The organism is Jeotgalibacillus sp. S-D1 (assembly GCF_004358665.1).
Classification (GTDB): Bacteria; Bacillota; Bacilli; order Bacillales; family Jeotgalibacillaceae; genus Jeotgalibacillus.
The window spans coordinates 494,513-517,125 of record NZ_SMZR01000002.1; the positions used below are offsets into that span (position 1 = coordinate 494,513).

The following is a 22,613-nucleotide window of genomic DNA, read 5'->3' on the forward strand; positions in this document are numbered from 1 at the left end:
TCTCAGTATAGTCCGCCTCTATTTCTCTTAAAGAAACAGAAGTTTACTTTCTGATAAACTTTCTGAAAAGTTGTTAATATCCTGGTAAGGTTTATGTGCTACGATATTTACCGAGGTGGATAAAAATGGAGAATTCAGAAATTTTAATAGTGGATGATGAAAAATCAATCGTAAAATTAATCGAAACCGTTCTTAGAAAAGAAGGATTTACTCATATACATGCAGCTTATACTGCAGAAGAAGCGCTTGAGTGCGTTTCCCGTAACCCCATTGAGATCATAGTGCTTGATGTCATGCTTCCTGGACAGAGCGGTTTCACTATTTGCCCGAAAATCAGAGAAATCTCCAATGCTTATATTCTCTTTTTGACAGCACGCGTCTCCGACCTTGATGTACTGACAGGGTTTGCGATCGGCGGGGACGATTATATTACCAAGCCCTTCAACCCGCTTGAAATCGCGGCGAGGATTAAGGCAAGGCTCAGGCGTCAGGCTCCTTCTCCTTCCTTAAAAGAGACTGGCAGAAAGCATGATTTCGGGCATTTTATCCTGGATGAAGAAGCAGGGGAATTGATCGTCGAGGGCAAAGCCGTGCAGACGCCTGCCCAGGTATTTCTCCTGCTGCAGTATCTGTGCGAGCATCCGAATACCGTCATTTCTAAGACGAAGATGCTTGATGCTGTATGGGGCTTTGACAGCTTTGTGGATGACAATACCGTTACTGTACACATTCGAAGAATTCGGGAAAGAATCGAGAAAGATCCGAGCCAGCCTGAACTGCTTGTGACCGTGCGTGGGCTGGGCTACAAGCTGATCAAGGAGAAAAAGGGTTGAAGTCACTCCGTCGGAGGCTGGCTCTTCACTTCTCACTTCAGTTCATTTCCATCATTGTGTTAGTCGGGATTATTTCTTTGGTGCTAATATTTGTGCTTCTGACGCATTTAAACAGAGAAGCAATGAAGCAAAACTTCCCAGCCGGCGCCCTTGAAAACATTGCAATTGATACGAAGATCGAGGAAAATAAGGCAACCATCAGCGATGCGTGGAAACAACAGCTCAAAGAACGGAATCTCTGGGTGCAGGTTGTTGATATGGAAGGAGACGTCATCGGGTCAGAAAATACACCTGAACTCCTGCCTGACTCATACTCAGTCAGCGAGATTCTCCAGATTGAAAAAACGAACCATTATGAAGGTTTCTATGTCTACTCCCAAGTCGACACCACCTTTAAAGAGCCATATTTTTATATGCTCGGATATGACAACAATGAGCGGGAAAGCCTCCAGCACTGGTTTTCATTGTATTCAAGCAACGGCAGGATCTCCGGTGAAAATCTTATGAAGCTGGAAAGGGAATTGGAGAAAGTGGAAGGCACCATCCATGTAGTAAACCAGGAAGGGAAAGTTATTCAGTCGACTGGGTCTGAAATGATGAAAGAATACTACAAACCGTTGGATGTACTTGTCAGAACAAAGTCACCAGGAAAATTCGAAACCAGCACAACGATATACATTGATCCGAAATCTGGTCTTACTTGGATTCTGCATACACCCAAGCAAGGTGAAGAGCCAGTGGCCTTCTCCATTCTTTCCGAAATGATAAGGCTCATCATAATCCTCGCAGTTGTCCTGCTCACATTAACGTTAGGCATTTCCTTCTGGCAGGGCTTAAGGTACAGCCAGCCCCTCCTTCTCTTCACGAGCTGGCTTGAAAGGATGGGCTACGAAAAGTACGGGGAAGTACTGACAGAAAAAGAGCGCAAAAAAGTCTTTAAGAAAAATGGGAAGGTGCGCCTGAGGTACAAGCTTTACAAAGAAGTAATCGGTGCTTTTTACGATATGGCCGAAAAGCTTTCTGCTGCTGACAAGGAAAGAGATCAGCTGGAAAGTACGCGTGAAGAGTGGATGACCGGCATTTCCCATGATCTAAGGACACCCCTTTCCACTATCCAGGGCTATGCCTATTTGCTTGAAAGCGGACAGTACCGCTGGACAGAAGAAGAGCTTCAGGACATGGGGAGGTTTATCACGGAAAAAGGAGATTATATGACGGCCCTCATTGAGGACTTCTCCCTTGCCTTCCAGCTCAAAAACCAGTCGCTCCCCCATCAGCTGAAGCCTGCGGATCTGAATAAACTTGTGCGTGGCATTATGCTTAAATTTATCAATGACCTCACTCTTGAGGATGTTTCCTTCAACTATGAAGGCACAGATTCAGCTGTTTTCATACAAGCAGATATACGCTGGTTTGAGCGAATGCTCGATAACCTTATCTATAACTGCATCAAGCATAACCCAAAGGGCACATGCGTCACCGCTTCAGTCAGCAGACAGGGGGAATCAGCCATTGTCAATATCTCTGACAACGGTGCGGGAATGGACCAAGAAACGGTCCAGCATCTTTTTGAACGCTACTACCGCGGCACAAACACAGACGAGCAGACAGAAGGCGCAGGTCTGGGCATGAGCATCGCCCGCGCCATCGCCGAGCTCCATGGCGGCAGCATTCATGTGTCTTCTGTTAAAAACCGGGGTACTATCTTCCGGCTTGAATTTCCTTTGGAAAAGGATTTGGAGAACGAAGGCCAGTTGGAAGGGTAGACCTAGGCAACTGAAAAACACGGTTGGATTTTACATCCGACCGTGTTTTTTGTTATTGACCTGGTAGAACTTGATCGTGTCCATTAAACCTGTTCGTCCCCTACTGCCCCTTTAGTTTAACAAGGGATACAGATTCCATATATGTATAAAACATTTAAAATTTTACCAATTTTTTTATGTTATAGTTATTGAAGAAATGATCTACTGTGAACCCTGTACATTAATTGTCGTTTTACCATCCAAACAAAAATGGAGTGTGAGATGAAATGAATTGGTACAAGAAATCGAACTGGATTTTCAATTATTCTAAATGGAGAATCGCATTTAGAAGTTTATGCGTAACTATTGGTGGGTTAATTGGGGTGACGATTTTAAATCCCGGCTATATGCCCCCAGTCTATGGAGTGTTGACTGTATTCGTGTTTTTTCTGGTCTTAAACGTTGTTCTTGTGATGTTTAACCTGATCCATGATAAAGACGAAAGCATTCCAAAAAAAAGCATTTTCTAAAAGGATTAATAACTTTACACAGAAATATCTCTCATGTTCAAACCTTTCACAATCATTTATTTTAAATTAATTCTGAATTACTAAATCTGCTTGTTCCATTGGTGAAACTATTTTCATATAATGATCTTCTGCCTTCCAGTATCTCTTTTCAAACTTTCCAATGTTGTTCCGTGTACCAATACTTTCACGATTAAATCTTTTTTCTCTTGAACACTCCAAATAGATCATAAAATCGTAGAAATGTCTCCACTCTTTTCTTTGTAAAAATACTCCCTCAATTATTATTAGACAAGTATCAGGTACTATGACTTTCTGTGATTTTTGTGTATCAGAACTATAATCATAAGTTAGAAGGTCGAGTTCATTAATTTTTTTTAGTCTTTTGAATAAATTCTCTTTTAGCCATTCAACATCCCATTGCAAACTATAATACTCATACCACTCTTCATTACCAGTGTTATAACGCCTTTTTCTCTCTACAATGTAATCGTCTATGTGCAAAATACAAATCAAAATACTTTTGTCATGAATATATTGTTTAATGTTTCTTACAAATGTTGTTTTACCAGAACGGCTTAATCCATCTATTCCAAGTACAACCTTTTGACCTCTTTCAACTTTCGTGATTTTTTTCAAAAAATTTAGTATGTTAGCTTCCAAGCCATTCCCTCCCTTTTCTCCTATTTCTGTTTCAATTAAAAACCCCCTTTTTTCAATATTTCACCTAAATACAGGCATTACCAATAACTCAACCGCTTTTATAAAATTGATTGTTCTTTTCACAGTCAGCGTCATAGTCCAAGTTGAGTAACTGCTTCACCAAATGTTACTTATTAAGCGAATTATCAATCTTGGTATAAACATTAAGATGTTCCAAACGACCTCACCAATTAGTTCAATTAGGGTATCTTTAAAACCGTCTCTATTTCTTTTTTTATTTTTCATCTTCTAGCTCCCTATTAATTAATCTTTCTGAATTATTCTGATTTGGAATAATTAATTTAAATTCTTTAGGAACTACCTGTTTCTTCTTATGCTATCCTGCCCCGTGAGAGGTAATCCTTTAATCGATTTGATAATCATAGTTGTCGGAAATCTCCTTGCCTTGTATAAAGAGTAATATCGATCTGAAACCTCTTCACTTACTGCATCTAAATTGGCTGAAACATCACTTTCAATGACGGACTCAATTGTAAATCCTGCTCTTATTAACTCGTTTATATAAGTTGCCATCTTTCTTTTTGGAATTACAACTGGAGCCTCTTCTCCCTTAAAGTTCGGGTATTTTGTTACCCCTTCATTCTGATATGCACCTTCAAGATAGATTTGCCCATTTTGGCTTTTCAAATGAGCATATAAAGGATGATCCCAACTAAATATGAAGGAACCACCTGGCTTCAAATATGAATGGATAAGTTCAAACGTAGCTGAAAGTTTTGTAGTCCAGCCAATAGCGTAAATCGAGTAAACTACGTCAAAATATTGCTGAGGTATTCCAATATCATCCTCCATTGGCGAGCAGAATAAATTGGCTTCTAGACCCTTGAGCGTTTCTTTTGCTGTTTTTAATTGAGCCTCTGATAAATCAATACCCCATAGTTCGCTGGCACCCTTACCCGCCATGTATTTTAATGAATGACCGCTTCCACAACCAATATCAAGAACTTTTTTATTTATAATTCCATCAAATAGTCGTAACTCATCTTCAGTTTGTGCAAAAGGACCATAACTAGGTAATGCATCCTTCCCGTTAAAATGATGCGCTACTTTATCCCAGCTTTTTTTGTTTTGGTTAAGAATATCAGTGGACATTCTAATTCCCCCATCTATAAGGTCATGACCGTTTTTCAATAAGTAAAAGAGAGTTTAAAATCCTTTATTGATAGTCAATACTTGCACCCGTTTGTTTAAGTACATTTATTCAAGAATATCCATGTTCTAACTTTCCGAAAACCAACGGAGTGCTTTTTGTTCCATCTCACTTACGAAATTCTTTTTTGCCGGACTGTATTCCCTTGTAGTTTCGTACCGTTGAGCTAAGTCTTCTTTGAAACGACTGTACTTATCTACTTCTTTAGGATGAGTCCTCAGATAGTCTCGAAAAATTAAATGCCGTTCAATCTCAGGGTTATCAAATTGATAAAAATGAATATGATGAGTTCTACTATCCCCGCCTTTTCTAAATAACCTTCTACCTGTAATCCCCCATTCCCCAGCTACGTCATATCCGAAAAATCTCATTCGATTATTGAAGATATCAACCTTCTCTAAGTCTTTAACAATACACATCATATCGATTACAGTTTTGCCTTCATTCCAGGAACTGAAGTACTCCCAAAATGCTCACACTTTATTATGTTCTCGCAAAATATTGTTTTAAGAAACTCCGCCTCAGTCTGAAACATTCGAACCCAACCATTATTATAATCTGTAAGTCGAATTTTCATTTTGTTGTATTTCACCTCTATAATTCCTGTTTATACTAAAGTACATAAGAATTCTTATTGCACTATCATGCTCCTTTAGTTTAACATTAATTTCCTTTTTACTGACAAAGAAAAAAGCATCCCTTATTGAAGAAATGCTACCGATTATTTAATAAGCTATCTGTATTTTCAGCAATTCTTTTTAATTCTTCAGCACGAGAGATTATAAATTTTTCCATATATTTTTCCAAAAATAACTTGTCAGCTATCATGCCAAAAATGCTAAAGGGGGATCCATATTCAAAAGTGTCTATCATTAGAGTTTCTCCAGTCTCTTCAACAAATTGATGTGTATGAGTGAAGGAACTGAACGCTCCTTTTTGCATTATATCTATAAACTCGTTGGGTTCTCGTTAGCTCAACATACACATTTTTAGATTTTTCTTTTTTCAAAAATACTTTTAACAAACTCTTCCTTGAAATCAGTGTATTCATTTACTCCTTTTGATGAGTTTTTTAGATATTCCATCTTTATATCTAAATACTTTTTTCTGGCGGTTTCATTTGAATTTAGATAATCTCTAAAGAAAACCAGATTTACCCATAGTTCTTTCTGATATTCAACCAAGTGAATAAAATGTGTCTTTTCTTCGTATGTATCATCAGTAAACTTTGCCAATACAATTTCTCCAGGTCTCTCTACTTTCAATCTCAAGAAACCTATTTTACTGAAATCTTTAAGGAAGGATTCATCAACCTTACTCAAGTCATCAACACCTACTAATATATCTATTACTGGTTTTGCTGACATACCCTTAATTGCTGTACTGCCAATATGCTGAATGCGATTTTCTTCGAAGTTTGTGTATTCCGCTATTTCTTTTTTCACTCTAATAAATTCTTCGCGCCATTCAGGTGTGTAATCCACTAATCTTACTTCATCCCTTTTAAGTCCTAATTTCAAAATTATCCCTCCAGAAGAATAACGATAGTTTACTTAACCCCTATTAAACAAACCTGCCCTGCCCCGTTAGGCGAAAGAAGCAGCTACTCTAATTGAGCTATAATTGTTACGGTTATCTCTTCTTTATAGTAAAAACCACTATAAGGTTTACTAAGGTACCAACGACCAGTGAAACAGAAAAGTAAATACTTATAATTGCTATACCGAAACCTCCACTAATCACATCCAAAGATGCAAGTATTAAAGGAACTATAAAGACTAAAATTGCTAATAAAATAAGTATAACAATTGGTAGAAATCTTTTTGAATAAGGAACTTTCATTGTCCAATAAACAGAAGCTATTATTAGTAACAGTGGCAATAAAAATTCAACGACCATCCATACTCCTCTTTTCAACCATATTTTCCCGTATATTGCTGAATTCCTTAGACTCTACTGCTCCTTTATTTTCAAGTTGTACACAAGTGTTACACATTACTCTTCAACTAAGCTTTCCCGTTAACTGAACCATGGTAGCTATCGCACCAGTTAGTTTAATATGGGCGTAAATCACGCCTCACGCTGTTCTGTTGTTGTATTTTTTAATTATGGTTACTAAAATGGCAATAAAAAAAGCAATAATACTATTTATTAATAAAAAGTATGCTACTTGTAACCCGTAAAAGATTGCGAAAGGATCATGAATAACCAAAAGTGCTGCTGCACCACCAATCCCCCCAAATGAAGCTGCTAATAATAAGATTGTAAAAGCAGCAAAGTAAAGATTTCTCTTTTTTTTGTAGGAAATAACTGCAATAATATTTGCAGCCGCAATAAAAAAAACCATAAGAAATATTAAAAAACCACTCATTTAACTACCCCCTAAGAACGTTTTTCCATCAAATTAAAACCCATCTATCTCTTATGTAATGCATAATTTTTCAATGCCCCTTTATTTTAACATTAATTCCCTTTTCGTTGACAAAGAAAAAAGCATCCCTTTTTGAAGGAATGCGCCCATTTGCTAAAGATTAAATCTCTATTTTTTTATTATTGTTGATAGTAATAATGACAAGTGAAAGTAAATATTAGAAGCAACAAAGCCGTATGCTGAAATTATAATGACATCTAATTGATAGGTATTTTGAATGAAAATAATAAGAAAAATAACGCCAACAAGGACACCAACTAATGAATAAAAACCTAATCCAACAAAGTATTTTGCCCATTTTGACTTTCTTGTAACACCAGCAATTAACCTATCAATAAAGATTGAAAGAGGTAAACCAACCAGAAAATAAATTGGACCAGCATAAATAACGACAAAAATAAACGTCTCTATAAAACCAAAATAATAAACATTAGGTTCCCTTTGAGAACTCGGCACATAAGAAATCCAAGAGTAACTGGTCGCAAATATAATCACTGATATTGCTATTGCTAAAAGCCTTTTCATCGTTCCACATCCCTTTAAAAATAAAACATGATTCATTATGCTGTTAAACGATACTGCTTGTTTAGCTTAACATTAATTCCCTTTTCGTTGACAAAGAAAAATGCATTCCTTATTGAAGGAATGCATCTGTTAGTGCCACAATGTACTGCAGTTATATATTAAGAATGGAATGATTGAGTTCAATCCTCATTCTAAAATGGTTCATTATTCTTATTTGTTCTTCAGTTAGCTGTTCTTTATCCCAATACATGTGCATTAAACTGTATTCAAATATTTCTTTTAATTTAATAAATAGAGGAAGTTTATCTGCCATATCTGAGGAGAGTTCATTCTCCTCTTGATAACCTTCAATGATTGCTTTCGTAATACTTCGTCCATATTCTCCGATGTTACCTCCACCTACAAACGAATATTCCAACGCACTGTATATGGGAACTGCTAAGTCAAATATATAAAAATGCTTCTCACAATCTTGAAAATCAATCATGGTCAAATTCAAGCCTTTATCAACGAGAATATTTTCTAAACATAAATCACCGTGTAACAACCCATAATTTGATTTATGTTTAGGGATTGTTTTTATAGTGGATAAAACCTCTTCAGCAATATCTCTAATAACAGATTCCTCTTCCGGTATATATTTAAGAAAGGCATATTCCTCGTTATCATGCCAATCATTGATCGATCTACTTTCATGTACTTCTTCAAACTTTTTGGACAAACGATGCAATTTACCAATTTTCCGACCTACTTCTTTTAATACCTCTGCATCCCACTGATTCCTTGATAGGTGTTCACCAGGTGCCGATTTATAAAGAACAGCTAAGATTTCATTTTGTTCCAGCGTTATCTTTTCTACAACATTACCATTTATAGAAGCAATTGTCGGCGAGACACCAAATCCTTCTTTAAATAAGAAATCCGTATAATGAACTTCTTCTAATTGCTCATCAAAGCTTTTGTAGTTTGTAATCCTTGCAAAGTAAACACCTTCTTCAGCAGTGCATCGAAACATCTCATCTGTTACAGATTCAACTTTAATTAACTCCACTGGATATATTCTGTTAAGCAGTTCACGTATCTTATGTATGTTCATATATGTTAGATATTTCTTGTATATAAATAATAGCGGTAAAATGTATAGAACAACGAGCCCTATTGCAATTGCCAGTAACATTATAATAAACATATCCATTAGATCACCTCGTTTTTAAAAATCCCATCTGACGCTCACTCTGGACTATGCGTTGTATAAATTCGCCTCTTTATTTTAACATTAAATTCCTTTTCATTCGTAAAGAAATAAGCATACATTATTCGTTAGATCTTGAAAGAGGTAATAGCGGTGAACCAAAAGGCGTTTTTGTTTGGAACAATTATTAATGTAAAAGTTTGCAACCACTGTCCATTTCAAACGTAAGTAATGTATGGACTTAGGAATAGGGAGGTGTAAGGATGAAGCAGCTTTATATTAAGCAGAAAGTATTCAGTCTTAATGGGAGCTTTACTGTAAAGGATCAGGAGGAGAAGGATGTCTATTATGTGGAGGGTAGTTTTATGCAACTTCCAAAGACTTTCTCCATTATGAATACGGCTAGAAATGAAGTAGCACTCATTACGAAAAAGACGTTCAGCTTTTTACCAAAGTTTTTTGTTGAAGTAGATGGTCGAGAGGTATTAACCATACAGAAGGAATTTTCTTTTTTAAAAGCACAATATTCTATTGATGCGGCAGGCATTACAGTAAACGGCAATTGGTGGGATATGGATTTTCAAGTTTTACAGCATGGTAAAATCGCAGGCCAGGTGAGCAAAGAATGGTTAAGCTGGGGGGATAGCTATAAGATTCAAATAGCAGATGAAGAGATGGAAACCCTCATGATTGCACTCGTTGTGGCAATCGATTGTGTGAAAGCTGATCAGGCAGCAGCTTCCTCAGCCCCATAGACGAAAGTTATTGTGTGCAAAGAGAATGTCCCTATTCTAAGGACATTCTTTTTGGTGTGCAGAATCCTTTTTACTAAAGAAACAAAAGTTGGGTGCACAAATAATTGGTCAAAGAAAGGTGGATAGTTTTACCTTTGGTTACATGAGGACAGTTAAGATTACCCCCATTGGCAACTATAAATTTACTATTGCCTCAGTGCAACATTGTTCCGGATATATAGGTTGTTTTCTTCGCCGAAACAAAGGTTGCAGCTTACAAAAAGGTTTCTATAGACCCACACAGGGTTCACTTGGTAGGATAAATAGCGTTACTCTTTTTGGATTATAGATTGATAATGGTGGTGTACAAAATGGATACTCGTTTTAAACAGGCCAGATTCGCAACCTGGATTGGCATTATTTTAAATATACTTTTAACCATACTGAAGGGTGTTGTCGGGTGGATTTCCGGCAGTCGGGCACTAATCGCAGATGCCGCACACTCAGCTTCTGATGTGGCAGGATCCTTTGCTGTTTTGATGGGGCTTCGGACGGCGCAAAAGCCGCCGGATGAAGAGCATCCGTATGGCCATGGAAAAGCAGAAAATATCGCAAGCTTTATTGTTGCGATTCTATTAATTGTTGTAGGGATTGAAATTGCCATTTCTTCCTCCCAGGTGTTTTTCGGTGAACCCCCTGTCTCCCCTGGCAATATTGCGTTAGTAGCGATCGCTATTTCCCTTGTTGCAAAGGAATTAATGTTTCAATATAAGTTCAGGCTGGCAAAAAGAATTGACTCCTCCGCTCTATTAGCAGAAGCCTGGCATCACCGTTCAGATGCTCTTTCCTCTGTCGCTGCCTTCATCGGTGTAGCAGGAGCGATTATCGGTGACAGCTTCAATTATCCGATCCTGGTCTATTTAGACCCTATCGCTGGTATTGCCGTTTCCCTGCTGGTCATTAAAGTAGGCTATTCCCTGGCGAAGGAGTCCAGCTTAATTATGATGGAGCAGGTGCTTGAAACAGATAAAACAAGCCCTTTTATAAAAACCGCTTCAGCCATTACAGGGGTGGAAAGAGTCGACGAGCTGCTGGCACGGACACACGGCCATTATATTGTCATTGATATTAAAGTAGGCGTTGATCCTCAATTAACAGTGGAAGAGGGCCATTTGATTTCAAAAGAGGTCAAAAAAACGCTGCTCGAGAAGCATCGGGAGATCAAGAAAGTGTTTGTGCATGTTAATCCGTATAATGCCGATGAGTGATGGACCAAGTAACTAAATCCATTTTGGTAGTCAATTGGAAAAAAGGGTACTTCAGGGCAAAATGAGCCGTTGGAGTATCCTTTTCGTATTTCCTCCTAAGCTTCTTCATCCCCCAATCCAGACATGAGGTTAAAGAAACCTTACTTTGGAGCCAGATATATACACCGTTGATTTTTTTCCTAATACGCAAAACTCCGGATAGACACTGCTACCCGGAGTTTTTTATTTTATCATTCGCAAGCCCAGCCGTCTTTATCACGATCCATACTTGGCTGATAATCAGCATGATCGGAAGAAACTCCACCTGGGTGGACAGTTCTTAAGTCTGTACAATTCTGGAATTTACGCCCTGCACCTGTGTCAGCAGACGCCGTAGATGATTCAGAAACAGAACTTGTTGCAGCAACTGCAGCAGCTTCTTTAGCTGTAGTCAATTCAGTTTCTAATGACTCCACATTCTCTTCAAGGGTCGCCACTTTTTCTTCTAAGTTTTCAATCAATGAATCTTTTCCTTTATTTTTATCCATAAGTGAATCGTATTCCTTTTTATTTGAATCCAGTTTCTCTTGCAAAGGTGCCAGCTTACCCTTTGCCTCTTCCAGCTCCAATTCATAATCCGCTTCTATCTTTTGAGAATCTTCTACTTGAGACATTAAATCACTATTTACATTTTCTAATTTTACTGCCTTTTCTTCTAATTCAATTATTGATTTCTCATCCGAATTCGTAACAGAGATCGCTAACAAAACGATTGATAATCCAAGGAGAATACCTGCGCTAATGCCGTGTTGTAAATGGTACGGTTTCTTTTTCATGATTAATCTGGCAAAATAAATAACCCCAATTGTCAAAAATCCAATTAAAGCTAAAGTGAATAGTATGTCCACCGGTCTGCTCCTTAATATTACATGTATTTTCCACAGGTATGTGCTACTGAAGACATGTCCAAAAATAGTTAATGACTGAAATTTTTGTTTTACATCCCCCTAATTTAACCTTAATTAATACTTTGAATTCCATTATAATACATTAAGAGTAAAATTGTAACAAATTTTTACTAATATGTAATATTAATAATTAATTAACAAAAACATTTTTCGACCACATAAAAAGCCTTAAGAAATGCTTCTAAAAAGCATTTCTTAAGGCTTTTAAGGTGAACTACTTACCTAAATCAAATGGACATCTATAGTATCGGAAACCTTCCAGTTTATTTTTTAAAATTCATTAACCCCTCACTGTATTTCCTCCCAAGCTTCTCCACTCCCCAATGCAAAAGAAACGACGGCGCCCAGGGGCTGCAGGTATATTTTCTGTTCCACTTATTCACCCGCATGATTCGTTCGAAGACTGTGAGATGCAGCTTATTTAAAAACACCGTAAGACAGTAGATGGAATACAATTTGAAACGGATGAAATAATGAATGGACTTTTTCCTTTGGGATTTATTTGTTTCATAATACTGTTTGAAATCCTCAAAGCTTTTTGGCGGCATGACTTTTTTCAGGTAGCCGAGGCTTAAAAAGCGCAGGCTGCTTGCTGCTCCGCCTACCTTCTCAATACCAAACGCTTCCCGCGGCACCCCTTTTTCTTCTGCAATTCTTCTCGGGATAGGTCTGTCATATTCCTCTCTGATTGACCATGGGGCCATTTGGTCTGAATTTGAAATTTGGTGGACATCCCGATGATTAAGTACACCAATGAAAGGAATGGGTATCTGCTGGTAGCCGACACGTAATCGAAATTCGGTCTTTGCCGTATCCGGAAAAAAGGAGCGTATGATGTCTTCTCCAGCCGTTTGACAGTTTCGATCCCATATTTTATCTCCGTGAACCCCGCTTAACAGAAGTTTACCCTCCAGCTCTTTTTCTGCGGCAGCGAAAAAGATGGAGGTCCCTAACTCCCCTCCTGCTACAAATTCTTCTGAGCAGTTCGTCTTCAAATAATCAAGTTCATGCTTTTCATGAATTGTTTCGTATCCGAGTGCCAAAACGGCTTCTTTGCCGCTGTCGGATCTGTTTTTTCTTTTGGATTCAAACACCACAGCCTCGGTGCAGCCTATTTCTCTCCCTAAAGCGGCGCAGGCAACCGAATCATAGCCATTTGAGCTGAATACGATTGGTGAATAGCGAACGTTTCGCTCTGAGCTTGCCGCATTTTGCGCAAGTGACTTTAAAACTTCCGAAAGATAGCCTTTGTAATCGTGATAATCAGAAAATGATGGGGGCAGAGGCTTGGAAACCTTGGTTATATCAAGATTCTGATTAATGCTGAGATTCAAAAAGTAGTGGATATGAACAGTATTGCTGTCACTCAAGGGAATGTGATCACGATATTTTTTTATCCCATCAGAAATACTTAGGAAGTCATTTTCATAATCTAGATAATTGATGCTTAATGAAGATCCAGATGCTTCCAGAACAAATGCAAGAGAGTTGGAAAACCACAGAGTGTCCTCTTTTTTTTGGAATACAGGCATTCTGTTGTATGAGAAGGCGTGCAAACAACAAGCGTATCACCGGTTATCGCTGCCCCGCTCCCCATAACCGTCTCAGCATGATCAAAATCTCCCTGATCAAATTCACCATTCCAGGTGCCCTCTATAAAAAAGCGGGCGTTTGCTTCCACCCATTTTCCATGTGAAACCTCAATCAGCGGTTGATCCTTCTCCATTTTTAAACACCAGGAAAGCTTAGGGAGGTCTTCATGCATGTGAAAATTAAATTTCATCATAACCCGCTCCTTACAAGCTGATTAAACAAGCTACTGTTATCTTATTGCGTAATGTATCAGACATGTATCCGGCAAGAAATTCACTCCGGATTTTTTTAAAAGATGCGGGAAGTGATGCAAATTCCGGTTAATTTCCACCTGCCAGTTCGTTTTTCGGGCAAAATATAGTATAATAAAAGGTACGTTTTTTTGATTATTAAAGGTGGTAGGTATGCGATGAGTTTTCAGTCTCAATCATTTACGAACGGGATGGAACAGCTGGAGAACAAGCTTTTTCAACAGTTTGTGCCGTCCAATCAACAAGACGAACGCCTGATTCAAAAAGGGCTTTTTTTATATAGACAGGGTACGGTGTACGATGGAGGCTATGATCAGTCGATGAATATGCTGCGTGCAAAGGTGCGCGATGTGTATCAGGTCAATGTCCGCATCTCACTTGATCCTTCAAAATCAAGCAGCTGCAGCTGTCCTGACGAGCAATGGTGCCGTCACCGAATGGCTGTGTTTTTTAAGTTTTATCAGCAGACCTCAAGTGTGAGCCAATGGATATCAAAATGGCGAAACCAGAAGCCTTCGATGATGCAGGTCAACAAAACGCCTGAATCATGGAAAGCAACGGTTGAGCAGTCGATTTCACATCTGCAATACAGCCATATTTCTGAACAGCCATTTTTGTTTGACCATTATATTAAGAACGCACAATTAACGATTCAAAAGCATACGCCAATGGAAAAAGAGTGGAAGCCGCTGTATGAGCTTCATACAATGTTTTGGTTATTTGTTTATTTATCACAGGGTGTGAAATCCTACGATGAAGCACTCCTTGGAAATGAAGACGTGATTGATCATTTAGCGCATATTTTAGAAAGCATGGAAGATGCGATGTCTGATCTCGCGGTATATGCACGTCCCTTTGCCTTTGACCCGTTCCTGGAAGATCTTCGAACCGGGTCTCATCTTTTGCTTGGGGAGCTTTCTTCTTCCACTTCTTATGCTGCTTACTCCCTGCTGTGGTTTCAGCTATTCACCTCGAAGGCATGGCGGGAACGGGAGCTTGAACGCATTACAGCGGTTGAGGAAGAAACCGATGAAATCCTGTTTGCCCGTACAGGTCTTGCCCTGCTGTTAATGAAGAGCGACCTGTGGAAGGAGCAATTCCGTCTATCCCCTCCATCTGTTGTACCGCACGCTGTACGGTGGATGGAATGGATGCTGTGGGATGACCGAATGGAAGCAGCCGTAACGATTTTAAAGGAGCTTCCAAAAAAGGTTCCGGGCTATTTGGCCTTGTTTATAACGGATTCAGAGAAACGATCCTTTTCAACCTGGCTAATCCGCAAGCTTGAGTCAGGAAAGCTTCGCATGCAATCGCCCGACTCGACGATCGCTGTGTATGAAGCTTTGCTGCCTTATAGTGCAAGACATTTGGGATCACTGCTTTTAGACGCAGGAAAGTATAAAGAATGGGTTGAGCTCGTTCACTGGATTGAGTTCTCGCCTGAAGAGCTCGAGCTTGCAGGCTTTAAACAGCTGATTGATAAACGGCCGGAGTTTGCCGTGCCTTTGCTTCATCAGTGGATTGAGTCCCTGATTGCTGGAAGGCAGCGCGAGACCTATCGCAAAGCGGTCAGCTATTTAAAGAAGCTGAAAAAGATTTACCAGCAAAGCAACCAGTCGCAAAAATGGGAGCATTACTTCCAGGCGACTTTAAACCAGCATAAACGGCTGCGCGCGTTTCACGAAGAATGCAAAAGGGGGAAACTGATTCATGTGGAAGAGTGACAATCAACTGATTGACGTAACACCATTGACTGACGGTCATTTTTCCCTTCGCGTCATCAGTGAGGATGGCGAGCCGCTTTTGCCCAACACCTGGCAGAAGCAGCTTTTATTGTGGCATAAAGAAAGCTATCACGGCACCATGACAAAGCAGCATCCACAGGCGCCTGACCGAAGCGTTATCCTGGACAGCTGGGCCATTTTAACCCTGTTTGCGCAGCCGAGCTTTCACGGGCGCATCGAATGGGACTTTTCGCCCTCTGCACAATTCTACTATGATGCCGCTCCTCTCTTATTTGAATGGATAACAGAAGGCAAATGGCTGGATGAATGGCATCATAAGGATTCAGCCAATGGTGACCAGTTCACCATGACGCTGAGCGATGATTTCTGGACAGAGTGGCTCGATATGACCAATGCAGAATCCGATTCACTGGATGGAGAAGCCATAGGTCAGGTAAATGAATGGTATCAGCAGGCAATCACCTACTTTTTTGAACATCATCACCGAAGCCAGGGGCTGGCAAAAAGAATTTTTAATGAAAACCATGCCCTAACGGCAGAGGATTTAGCGACTTACTTTGATGAAGAAAAATGGGCCGACTGGGTGCAGGAAAAAGACCTGACCCATCCTTACCGGTTCGGGATCCGCTTTGAAGAGCCGATGTCTGAGGACGGCTTATGGACGATGCAGCCATTTTTACGCGATCAGCGCCGGGCAGACTGGATCTATGATTTGAAGCTTTCCCTTCCGCTGGAACGCTCGCTTCCCGACAGGTGGAAAAAGGAAAAGGATCAAATTGAACGCGAGCTGTCCAGATGGGTGCGCCTGATTCCGTATTTAAAAGATGAAGGCATCTGGCAGACAGAAATGGCAGAAGAACGCGCCTGGCTGTTTTTAACAGAAGGAAGCCAGAAGCTGTTGGCACTGGATGTTGAAATCCTGCTGCCTTCATGGTGGAAGTCAATTCAGCAATCCAATATTACACTAAAGGCGGCCGTTAAAGGCGACCGCAGCTACCGTCCATCCTTTGTTGGGCTTGATGCGCTGGTCGATTACGACTGGAAGGTATCGATTAACGGCAGTGACATGAGCGATGAAGAGTTTGAAGCGCTAGTCAGTGAAAAAAGACGCTTTATACAAATCAACGGCGACTGGGTGGCGCTGGACCCTGCTTTAATTGCCCGCATTCAGCAGGCTATGTCCGCTGCAAAAAAACAGGGCATCCGCATGCGCGATTTGCTGGAGCAGGAACTTGATCATGCAGAAGGCATTGACGATCTCCATGATGAAGCCGATGATTTACACATTCAATATGAACTGAACCGTTCCATGAAATCCATGCTGAATTCATTAAGCGATGTCGGTCAAATCCCGCTCGTTGAACCTCCTTCAGGTCTTGAAGGAACACTCCGTCCCTATCAGCAGCAGGGCTACAGCTGGCTGACATTTTTGCGCTCCAACCGTTTTGGAGCCTGTTTAGCGGATGATATGGGTCTTGGCAAAACAATTCAGCTGATCAGCTATATGCTCCATGTGAAGGATAAGGAAAAGCTTGAGGCACCATTTTTAATCGTGTGTCCAACCTCTGTTCTTGGAAACTGGCAGCGTGAAATCGAGCGCTTCGCCCCTTCCCTTTCACTGCATCTGCACTACGGACCAAGCAGAGCAAAGGGTAAAAGCTTCAGCCGTGCAATTGAAAAAAAGGACGTCGTTCTTACCTCCTATGGGCTCTGCCATGCTGACCAGGAGGAGCTCTCGTCCATTCAATGGGCTTCTGTTGCGCTTGATGAGGCTCAAAATATTAAAAATCCGCACACCAAGCAATCACGTGCGATCCGCCAGCTGCAAGGACAGCACCATATTGCCTTAACCGGTACACCAATGGAAAACAGGCTGTCTGAGCTATGGGCAATATTTGATTTTATCAATCACGGCTACCTTGGTTCCCTTTCAACGTTCCGCCAGCATTATGTAGTGCCGATTGAACGGGACAGCTCAGAAGCCTTAACGAAAAAGCTGCAGGGTCGGATACGTCCTTTTCTTCTCAGACGGACCAAAAACGATCCTGCAGTCGGCTTAAACCTGCCTGCAAAAATCGAGCAGAAGGAATTCTGCCCACTAACAACTGAGCAGGCTTCCCTTTATGAGCAGCTGGTGAAAGAAACACTCGAAAAAATACCAACCCTAAGCGGCATTGAACGCAAAGGAATGGTGCTGCAGATGTTAAATCGCCTCAAGCAGCTATGCGACCACCCGGCTCTTTTCCTCCGGGAAATCGATCCGGAGCTTGAGATGATTGTGGACCGTTCCGAAAAAATGCTAAAGCTTATGGATTTGGCAGAGCAGATCATGGAAGCGAAAGAAGCAACCATCATCTTTACCCAGTACATTTCAATGGGGAATATGATCAAGCAGGTGCTTGAAAAGCAATACGGCGTAAAGGTTCCATTTTTAAATGGCTCCACACCGAAAAATCGCCGTGATGAAATGGTCGAACAATTTCAAAATGGACAATTTCCAATCTTTATCTTATCGCTTAAAGCGGGCGGCACCGGTTTAACGCTTACCGCAGCCAATCACGTTATTCACTATGACCGCTGGTGGAATCCTGCGGTTGAAAACCAGGCAACAGACCGCGCTTACCGAATTGGCCAAACGCGTTTTGTGCATGTTCATAAATTTATCAGCTCAGGTACGATTGAAGAAAAAATCGACCTTATGCTAGAGAAAAAACAATCGCTAAATGAAGAAATTATAAAAGGCGACCAGTGGATCACCGAGCTTTCCAATCAGGAGCTTGAAGATTTATTAGTGCTGTCACCTTAAAAAGAGCCCCGGTCAGGGAATGACTGGGGCTTTAAGTATGTGGAGCAGAGCCTGGCAGCCGGGGAGGATGACCAGATTCAGCGGAATGGATGGTCTTGCGGAGTGGGTACTGCGCCATTGTTATTAAGAGGAATGAGTGGAATGGAACGGTATATTATTGAATGGTTTCTACATGAAGAGTTTCTGCGACTGCGGAAAAAGATGAAGATGATTCTGGGGAGCGTTTCGGTTCCAGAAAGCGGACGGATTCAGCCACAACTTCCGTCATGTACTGCCGCTTCCCTTCTTTTTCAAATGATCTTGTCTGAATTCTGCCAGTGACACCAACTAGCGAGCCCTTTGTGCAATACTGGGAAGTCGTTTCTGCCGTCCTGTTCCAGATCGTGCAACGTACAAAATCAGCTTCCTGCTCACCCAGTTGATTTTTAAACGGACGGTTGACCGCTACAGTCACAGACAGAACATGCTTTCCATTGCCGATTTCCCGAAGATCCGGATCCCGTGTCAGCCGCCCAACCAGCGTAACTTGATTGATCATGATGTGCCTCCTTTCTTTAAGGTAAGCTCATCATACCTGATGGTTTCAGCTCTGTAAAAGCGGCACTTTCGCGTTTTGATGGCTATCAGCGGAGGTGAAATGCTGTTTTTGTTAGCTATTAATTATATTTTTCAAAATATGCTTTGTCGAAAAATAGGTAAGATCCGTATTTTCAATTGTTTCTCCCCTTCTCACAAATTTGAATATGTTATAATAAGTAAACAACCCAACCGAAGGGGGCTTTAGGATGAAAACGTTTAAGCTGGTAAAGCTTCAAATTGTCGAAAATGATTCCATACGTGACTTTAACCTGGTTGACGGTCTGATTATCAATAAAGAGGATGAAAAACAAACATGGATTCTGGAGGCTTTTTTACCAGCCGAAAAAATTGATTTCTTCAAACGAATCCAGCAGAACCGTGAAGATCTGGAGGTTCGTGCGGTCATTTCAAGTGAACGCAATGATCCAGCATCCCTATTCGCCCATGTCCATGACGTTCGTCAAATCGGCGACAAAATGAGCGTCCTGTTCACCGGCCACCTCCGCAACCAGCGAAACGAATACGCAGAAGAACTTCTCGACCACCTGGTTTCAGGTTCCGACTTAGAGGGCACGGACCTCGTTCATGCCTTCAAGGAGCAAATGAAAGCCAAGCCGCGGCTGAAGAAGGTATAAAGGATATATCAGAGCCTAACCGTAAAACCGTTAGGCTCTTTTTTAGTACATTAAAAAATAATTTGCAAGGGGTGAAATGACAGTGGTTGAGTTAACGAACAAAACAAAAGCCTTCTTGTTTGCATATAACCTTTTCGCTAAAGATGAAATCCAGCAGATTCAGCTGCAGCACCGCCTGAATTTAACCGAAGCATTTGGTATTAAAGAAGGAATGAGTGTACTGGAAATCGGCTGTGGACAAGGTGATACAACGGCAGCATTAGCGGATGCAGCAGGACAAACCGGCAAGGTAATCGCTCTAGATAGTGCCAGTCGTCATTATGGGGCACCAAAGACATTAGGACAAGCAACAGACAAGATAAAAAGTTCTGTATTGGGCGACCGTATTACCTTCCATTTTGAAATGGATGTCGAATTATTTGAATCAAGTGAACAATTTGATGTTGCTGTGCTTTCTCATAGCTCATGGTATTTTCAAAGACCTGAAGATTTACTCCTTTCTTTTAAGAAATTACGCAAAATAGCAAAAAGCATTTGCATCGCAGAGTGGGATATTGATTTTACTCATCTTTCACAGCGGTCTCATTTTTGTGCAGCGTCCATTTTGGCATTGCACTCAAATTTCGTGAAAAATGATGGAAACATTCAAAACCTGTTTCACAAAAACCAGATTCGCCAACTACTTAATCAGGCAGGTTTTCAAATCGAAACAGAAGGGATCGTTGATGCTACCTATTTACAGGATGCACAGTGGGAAATGAGTTATGCCAATAGCATTCGAAAAGAATTCGCCAACGTCCCGCCGATGATTCAAACCCTCGCAACCACCTATTATGAACTGATGAATGGATCAAATGAAAATGAGCGGTCATTAAACAGTTTTATTTTACGTGCAAAGTAGTTTAAATCGCATACAAAAAAGAGGTCCCCTTATCAAGATGTGGGACCTCTTTTGTTTATATAGCTTAGTCTTTTTAAATATCTTTTTTACCCTTAATATATCGAGACCAATTAAGTTTTAGTGGCGGTACTTAGATGGACGGGGTGGTGGACGGGAAATGTAGAAGGTCGGCTGGGAAATGTAGAACGCGCGGCGCGAAGTGTAGAAGGTCCGGTTTGAAGGGTAGAACTTCTCGCCCGGGCTGTAGAATATTCTAGATAAGGTGTAGAACTTGTGCGCAGCACGTAGGAAAAGACAAACCAGCTTCCAAGCAAGTTGATCCAGCTGAAACTTGTTTAAGTGGTGAGACCCAGATGGCGGGGTTTTTGGGAAATGTAGAAGGTCGACCGGGAAATGTAGAACTCCCGGAGTGAAGTGTAGAAGTTCCAGTTTGAAAGGTAGAAGCTCACGCTCGGGCTGTAGAATGTCCGATTTAAAATGTAGAACTCCAAGCCCGCACAAGCACCAACACCAATTTTTACAATTCCTTAATAATCCATTAATACTGTATAAATAATCAGCCGTTATGATAAAGGTACAACATTTAGGAAATGGATCATCAGTACAACAACAGGAGGGCAAGCATATGCGTATAAAATTTAAATGGCACCAATTTTGGTATTTCAACTACAATTTTTTACTCGAAGGCACTCAAAAAAACTGGACACGATCGTTCCTAATGAAAAAATCGAATTATCACGGCGTTAAACTGATGCATTTAATTTAATTTAATTATAATAAGCCCTGGCTGCACATGAGCCAGGGCTTTTGTATGTAAGAGAGGATGGCTCCCCCCTCGAGTTTTTATTACTCGTCTTTTTTGTCTTTGTCTTCACGATCAACGTTATCTTCAACGGCATCTTCTTTGTTATCGCCATTCATGTCATTCATGTCGTTGTTGTCGTCATTCGTGTTGTTTTCGCCATTGTCATACGTATCAATGTTCCCGTTGTTATCCATTTCGTTACGGTCACGGTCGATGTCATTTTCTGTATCGTTTACAGCATCGTCCATCATTGATTCGTTGTTGTCGTTTGCATTGTCGTCATTCATGTTACAGCCAACCATTAGGGCAGCAGCAAGCATAGAACCAGTTGCAATTTTCACAAATTTATTCATTTGATTCCACTCCTTTCGAATTTTGATGACCTGATACCGGTCTTCAGGTAGTTTCTCCAGAGAAAGGAGGATTATGTACTTTTATTTGGAGATAATAAAAAACGAAAGCAGGGCAAGAAGCCATTGCTTTCGTTTTTACGGGTTTATTTAAGGGCAAACATAATTTCTGCTTCGCAGACTGTTTGACCGTCTACTGTAGCGGTTGCTTTTCCTTTGCCAACCGGGCCTTTAATGCGAACAATTTCCACTTCGAGACGAAGCTGATCGCCTGGCTTGACTTGACGTTTGAAACGGCAATTATCAATGCCGGTAAAAAAGGCAAGCTTGCCTTTATGCTCTTCCTGCATCAGCATGGCGACTCCGCCTGTTTGCGCTAATGCTTCTACAATTAAAACGCCTGGCATTACCGGATAGTCCGGGAAATGGCCATTGAAAAACTCTTCGTTTGCCGTTACATTTTTAATGCCAACAGCGCGCTTGCCTTCTTCAATTTCCACAATTTTGTCAATAAGTAAAAATGGATAACGATGTGGAATGATTTCTTTAATTTGCTGTAAATCCAACATGCCGTCTTCCCCCTGTTAAGTCTATTCTGTATCTTGTTTTACAATATCAATAATATGGGTCCATGTTTCTTTTTTCAAGGCATCCTGCGGTTTTCCATCGCCAATTATGCCATAGCCGACCATGAGGCCGATTGTTAAGCTGCCCGCTGCTAAAGCAAGCACAATGATCACGCGTAAAAGAATCGGGAATAGGCGCACCTGCACCCATCTTGGTCTACTGCTACCTTTTTCTTCCGGACCCTGTACTGGGGCTGCTTTTTGCTCTTTCTTTGACGAGCTGTTTTCATTCATCTTTAAAACTCCT

At 40.6% G+C, this 22,613-nt stretch carries 23 protein-coding genes and 2 pseudogenes; 9 read left to right on the forward strand and 16 right to left on the reverse strand.

Features of this window, described 5'->3' with window-relative positions; all coding sequences use genetic code 11:
- Positions 1–125: 125 nt before the first annotated feature.
- From E2R51_RS09430 to E2R51_RS09440, 3 genes are all read left to right on the forward strand, one after another.
- Positions 126–833: a response regulator transcription factor gene (locus E2R51_RS09430; RefSeq protein WP_133376794.1), complete on the forward strand. Its 708-nt coding sequence runs from the start codon at positions 126–128 to the stop codon at positions 831–833.
- The gene (locus E2R51_RS09435; protein ID WP_133376795.1) at positions 830–2,599 is read left to right on the forward strand and encodes a sensor histidine kinase; all 1,770 of its coding nucleotides are present in this window, start codon (positions 830–832) and stop codon (positions 2,597–2,599) included. The genes E2R51_RS09430 and E2R51_RS09435 overlap by 4 nt, the downstream gene beginning before the upstream one ends.
- Before the next feature lie 266 nt (positions 2,600–2,865).
- On the forward strand, positions 2,866–3,108 hold the full coding sequence (locus E2R51_RS09440; RefSeq protein WP_133376796.1) for a hypothetical protein: 243 nt from the start codon (positions 2,866–2,868) through the stop codon (positions 3,106–3,108).
- A 66-nt stretch (positions 3,109–3,174) separates the two neighbouring features.
- On the opposite strand, the gene E2R51_RS09445 is transcribed toward E2R51_RS09440, so the two are convergent.
- From E2R51_RS09445 to E2R51_RS09485, 9 genes and pseudogenes are all read right to left on the reverse strand, one after another.
- Complete coding sequence (locus E2R51_RS09445; RefSeq protein ID WP_133376797.1) at positions 3,175–3,768, reverse strand: kinase; 594 nt, start codon at positions 3,766–3,768, stop codon at positions 3,175–3,177.
- Between the two features lie 357 nt (positions 3,769–4,125).
- Positions 4,126–4,920, reverse strand: a complete 795-nt coding sequence (locus E2R51_RS09450; protein WP_133376798.1) for a class I SAM-dependent methyltransferase — start codon at positions 4,918–4,920, stop codon at positions 4,126–4,128.
- Between the two features lie 126 nt (positions 4,921–5,046).
- Positions 5,047–5,555 (reverse strand): annotated as a pseudogene (locus tag E2R51_RS09455) (GrpB family protein).
- A 137-nt stretch (positions 5,556–5,692) separates the two neighbouring features.
- Positions 5,693–5,941 (reverse strand): annotated as a pseudogene (locus tag E2R51_RS20635) (SRPBCC family protein); the annotation flags it as partial.
- A 26-nt stretch (positions 5,942–5,967) separates the two neighbouring features.
- Positions 5,968–6,498, reverse strand: coding sequence for a GrpB family protein (locus E2R51_RS09465; protein ID WP_133376799.1), 531 nt, complete (start codon positions 6,496–6,498; stop codon positions 5,968–5,970).
- Positions 6,499–6,610: 112 nt separating this feature from the next.
- Positions 6,611–6,877 carry a hypothetical protein gene (locus tag E2R51_RS09470; RefSeq protein WP_133376800.1) on the reverse strand — a complete coding sequence of 89 codons (267 nt, stop codon included), beginning with the start codon at positions 6,875–6,877 and terminating at the stop codon, positions 6,611–6,613.
- Between the two features lie 178 nt (positions 6,878–7,055).
- A complete protein-coding gene (locus tag E2R51_RS09475; RefSeq protein WP_133376801.1) occupies positions 7,056–7,349 on the reverse strand; it encodes a 3-isopropylmalate dehydrogenase in 294 nt (97 codons plus the stop codon).
- 168 nt (positions 7,350–7,517) lie between these two features.
- Positions 7,518–7,934, reverse strand: a complete 417-nt coding sequence (locus E2R51_RS09480; RefSeq protein ID WP_133376802.1) for a hypothetical protein — start codon at positions 7,932–7,934, stop codon at positions 7,518–7,520.
- 151 nt (positions 7,935–8,085) lie between these two features.
- Positions 8,086–9,054 carry a phosphotransferase enzyme family protein gene (locus E2R51_RS09485; RefSeq protein WP_483299931.1) on the reverse strand — a complete coding sequence of 323 codons (969 nt, stop codon included), beginning with the start codon at positions 9,052–9,054 and terminating at the stop codon, positions 8,086–8,088.
- A 335-nt stretch (positions 9,055–9,389) separates the two neighbouring features.
- Between E2R51_RS09485 and E2R51_RS09490 the strand changes: the two genes are divergently transcribed.
- The gene (locus tag E2R51_RS09490) at positions 9,390–9,881 is read left to right on the forward strand and encodes an LURP-one-related/scramblase family protein (protein WP_133376803.1); all 492 of its coding nucleotides are present in this window, start codon (positions 9,390–9,392) and stop codon (positions 9,879–9,881) included.
- A gap of 350 nt (positions 9,882–10,231) precedes the next feature.
- Positions 10,232–11,128, forward strand: coding sequence for a cation diffusion facilitator family transporter (locus E2R51_RS09495; protein WP_133376804.1), 897 nt, complete (start codon positions 10,232–10,234; stop codon positions 11,126–11,128).
- Between the two features lie 230 nt (positions 11,129–11,358).
- On the opposite strand, the gene E2R51_RS09500 is transcribed toward E2R51_RS09495, so the two are convergent.
- From E2R51_RS09500 to E2R51_RS09510, 3 genes are all read right to left on the reverse strand, one after another.
- Positions 11,359–12,015 (reverse strand): excalibur calcium-binding domain-containing protein, encoded by a 657-nt coding sequence (locus E2R51_RS09500; protein ID WP_133376805.1) that lies wholly within the window; start codon positions 12,013–12,015, stop codon positions 11,359–11,361.
- A 323-nt stretch (positions 12,016–12,338) separates the two neighbouring features.
- A complete protein-coding gene (locus E2R51_RS09505; RefSeq protein ID WP_133376806.1) occupies positions 12,339–13,445 on the reverse strand; it encodes a hypothetical protein in 1,107 nt (368 codons plus the stop codon).
- A 77-nt stretch (positions 13,446–13,522) separates the two neighbouring features.
- On the reverse strand, positions 13,523–13,861 hold the full coding sequence (locus E2R51_RS09510) for a hypothetical protein (protein WP_133376807.1): 339 nt from the start codon (positions 13,859–13,861) through the stop codon (positions 13,523–13,525).
- Between the two features lie 216 nt (positions 13,862–14,077).
- Between E2R51_RS09510 and E2R51_RS09515 the strand changes: the two genes are divergently transcribed.
- Complete coding sequence (locus tag E2R51_RS09515) at positions 14,078–15,643, forward strand: SWIM zinc finger family protein (protein ID WP_133376808.1); 1,566 nt, start codon at positions 14,078–14,080, stop codon at positions 15,641–15,643.
- Positions 15,630–18,470 carry a DEAD/DEAH box helicase gene (locus tag E2R51_RS09520; RefSeq protein ID WP_133376809.1) on the forward strand — a complete coding sequence of 947 codons (2,841 nt, stop codon included), beginning with the start codon at positions 15,630–15,632 and terminating at the stop codon, positions 18,468–18,470. Before E2R51_RS09515 ends, E2R51_RS09520 begins: the two co-directional genes overlap by 14 nt.
- 154 nt (positions 18,471–18,624) lie before the next feature.
- On the opposite strand, the gene E2R51_RS09525 is transcribed toward E2R51_RS09520, so the two are convergent.
- Positions 18,625–19,008: a single-stranded DNA-binding protein gene (locus tag E2R51_RS09525; protein WP_133376810.1), complete on the reverse strand. Its 384-nt coding sequence runs from the start codon at positions 19,006–19,008 to the stop codon at positions 18,625–18,627.
- A gap of 247 nt (positions 19,009–19,255) precedes the next feature.
- On the opposite strand from E2R51_RS09525, the gene E2R51_RS09530 reads away from it, so the two are divergent.
- Complete coding sequence (locus E2R51_RS09530) at positions 19,256–19,684, forward strand: YwpF family protein (RefSeq protein WP_133376811.1); 429 nt, start codon at positions 19,256–19,258, stop codon at positions 19,682–19,684.
- Between the two features lie 76 nt (positions 19,685–19,760).
- Positions 19,761–20,585, forward strand: a complete 825-nt coding sequence (locus tag E2R51_RS09535) for a class I SAM-dependent methyltransferase (protein WP_133376812.1) — start codon at positions 19,761–19,763, stop codon at positions 20,583–20,585.
- 846 nt (positions 20,586–21,431) lie between these two features.
- Here E2R51_RS09535 and E2R51_RS09540 read toward each other — a convergent pair.
- The 3 genes from E2R51_RS09540 to E2R51_RS09550 form a co-directional block, all read right to left on the reverse strand.
- Positions 21,432–21,743: a hypothetical protein gene (locus E2R51_RS09540; RefSeq protein ID WP_133376813.1), complete on the reverse strand. Its 312-nt coding sequence runs from the start codon at positions 21,741–21,743 to the stop codon at positions 21,432–21,434.
- A gap of 143 nt (positions 21,744–21,886) precedes the next feature.
- On the reverse strand, positions 21,887–22,309 hold the full coding sequence (gene fabZ, locus E2R51_RS09545; protein ID WP_133376814.1) for a 3-hydroxyacyl-ACP dehydratase FabZ: 423 nt from the start codon (positions 22,307–22,309) through the stop codon (positions 21,887–21,889).
- Positions 22,310–22,330: 21 nt separating this feature from the next.
- The gene (locus tag E2R51_RS09550) at positions 22,331–22,600 is read right to left on the reverse strand and encodes a DNA-directed RNA polymerase subunit beta (RefSeq protein WP_133376815.1); all 270 of its coding nucleotides are present in this window, start codon (positions 22,598–22,600) and stop codon (positions 22,331–22,333) included.
- Positions 22,601–22,613 lie beyond the last annotated feature (13 nt).

Bases quoted from the DNA above. Each gene is read 5' to 3' on its own strand.
- E2R51_RS09430 (WP_133376794.1), top strand. From the start codon at position 126: ATGGAGAATTCAGAAATTTTAATAGTGGATGATGAAAAATCAATCGTA.
- E2R51_RS09440 (WP_133376796.1), top strand. From the start codon at position 2,866: ATGAATTGGTACAAGAAATCGAACTGGATTTTCAATTATTCTAAATGG.
- E2R51_RS09450 (WP_133376798.1), bottom strand. From the start codon at position 4,920: ATGTCCACTGATATTCTTAACCAAAACAAAAAAAGCTGGGATAAAGTA.
- E2R51_RS09470 (WP_133376800.1), bottom strand. From the start codon at position 6,877: ATGGTCGTTGAATTTTTATTGCCACTGTTACTAATAATAGCTTCTGTT.
- E2R51_RS09475 (WP_133376801.1), bottom strand. From the start codon at position 7,349: ATGAGTGGTTTTTTAATATTTCTTATGGTTTTTTTTATTGCGGCTGCA.
- E2R51_RS09480 (WP_133376802.1), bottom strand. From the start codon at position 7,934: ATGAAAAGGCTTTTAGCAATAGCAATATCAGTGATTATATTTGCGACC.
- E2R51_RS09490 (WP_133376803.1), top strand. From the start codon at position 9,390: ATGAAGCAGCTTTATATTAAGCAGAAAGTATTCAGTCTTAATGGGAGC.
- E2R51_RS09495 (WP_133376804.1), top strand. From the start codon at position 10,232: ATGGATACTCGTTTTAAACAGGCCAGATTCGCAACCTGGATTGGCATT.
- E2R51_RS09510 (WP_133376807.1), bottom strand. From the start codon at position 13,861: ATGATGAAATTTAATTTTCACATGCATGAAGACCTCCCTAAGCTTTCC.
- E2R51_RS09515 (WP_133376808.1), top strand. From the start codon at position 14,078: ATGAGTTTTCAGTCTCAATCATTTACGAACGGGATGGAACAGCTGGAG.
- E2R51_RS09520 (WP_133376809.1), top strand. From the start codon at position 15,630: ATGTGGAAGAGTGACAATCAACTGATTGACGTAACACCATTGACTGAC.
- E2R51_RS09525 (WP_133376810.1), bottom strand. From the start codon at position 19,008: ATGATCAATCAAGTTACGCTGGTTGGGCGGCTGACACGGGATCCGGAT.
- E2R51_RS09530 (WP_133376811.1), top strand. From the start codon at position 19,256: ATGAAAACGTTTAAGCTGGTAAAGCTTCAAATTGTCGAAAATGATTCC.
- E2R51_RS09535 (WP_133376812.1), top strand. From the start codon at position 19,761: ATGACAGTGGTTGAGTTAACGAACAAAACAAAAGCCTTCTTGTTTGCA.
- E2R51_RS09540 (WP_133376813.1), bottom strand. From the start codon at position 21,743: ATGAATAAATTTGTGAAAATTGCAACTGGTTCTATGCTTGCTGCTGCC.
- fabZ (WP_133376814.1), bottom strand. From the start codon at position 22,309: ATGTTGGATTTACAGCAAATTAAAGAAATCATTCCACATCGTTATCCA.
- E2R51_RS09550 (WP_133376815.1), bottom strand. From the start codon at position 22,600: ATGAATGAAAACAGCTCGTCAAAGAAAGAGCAAAAAGCAGCCCCAGTA.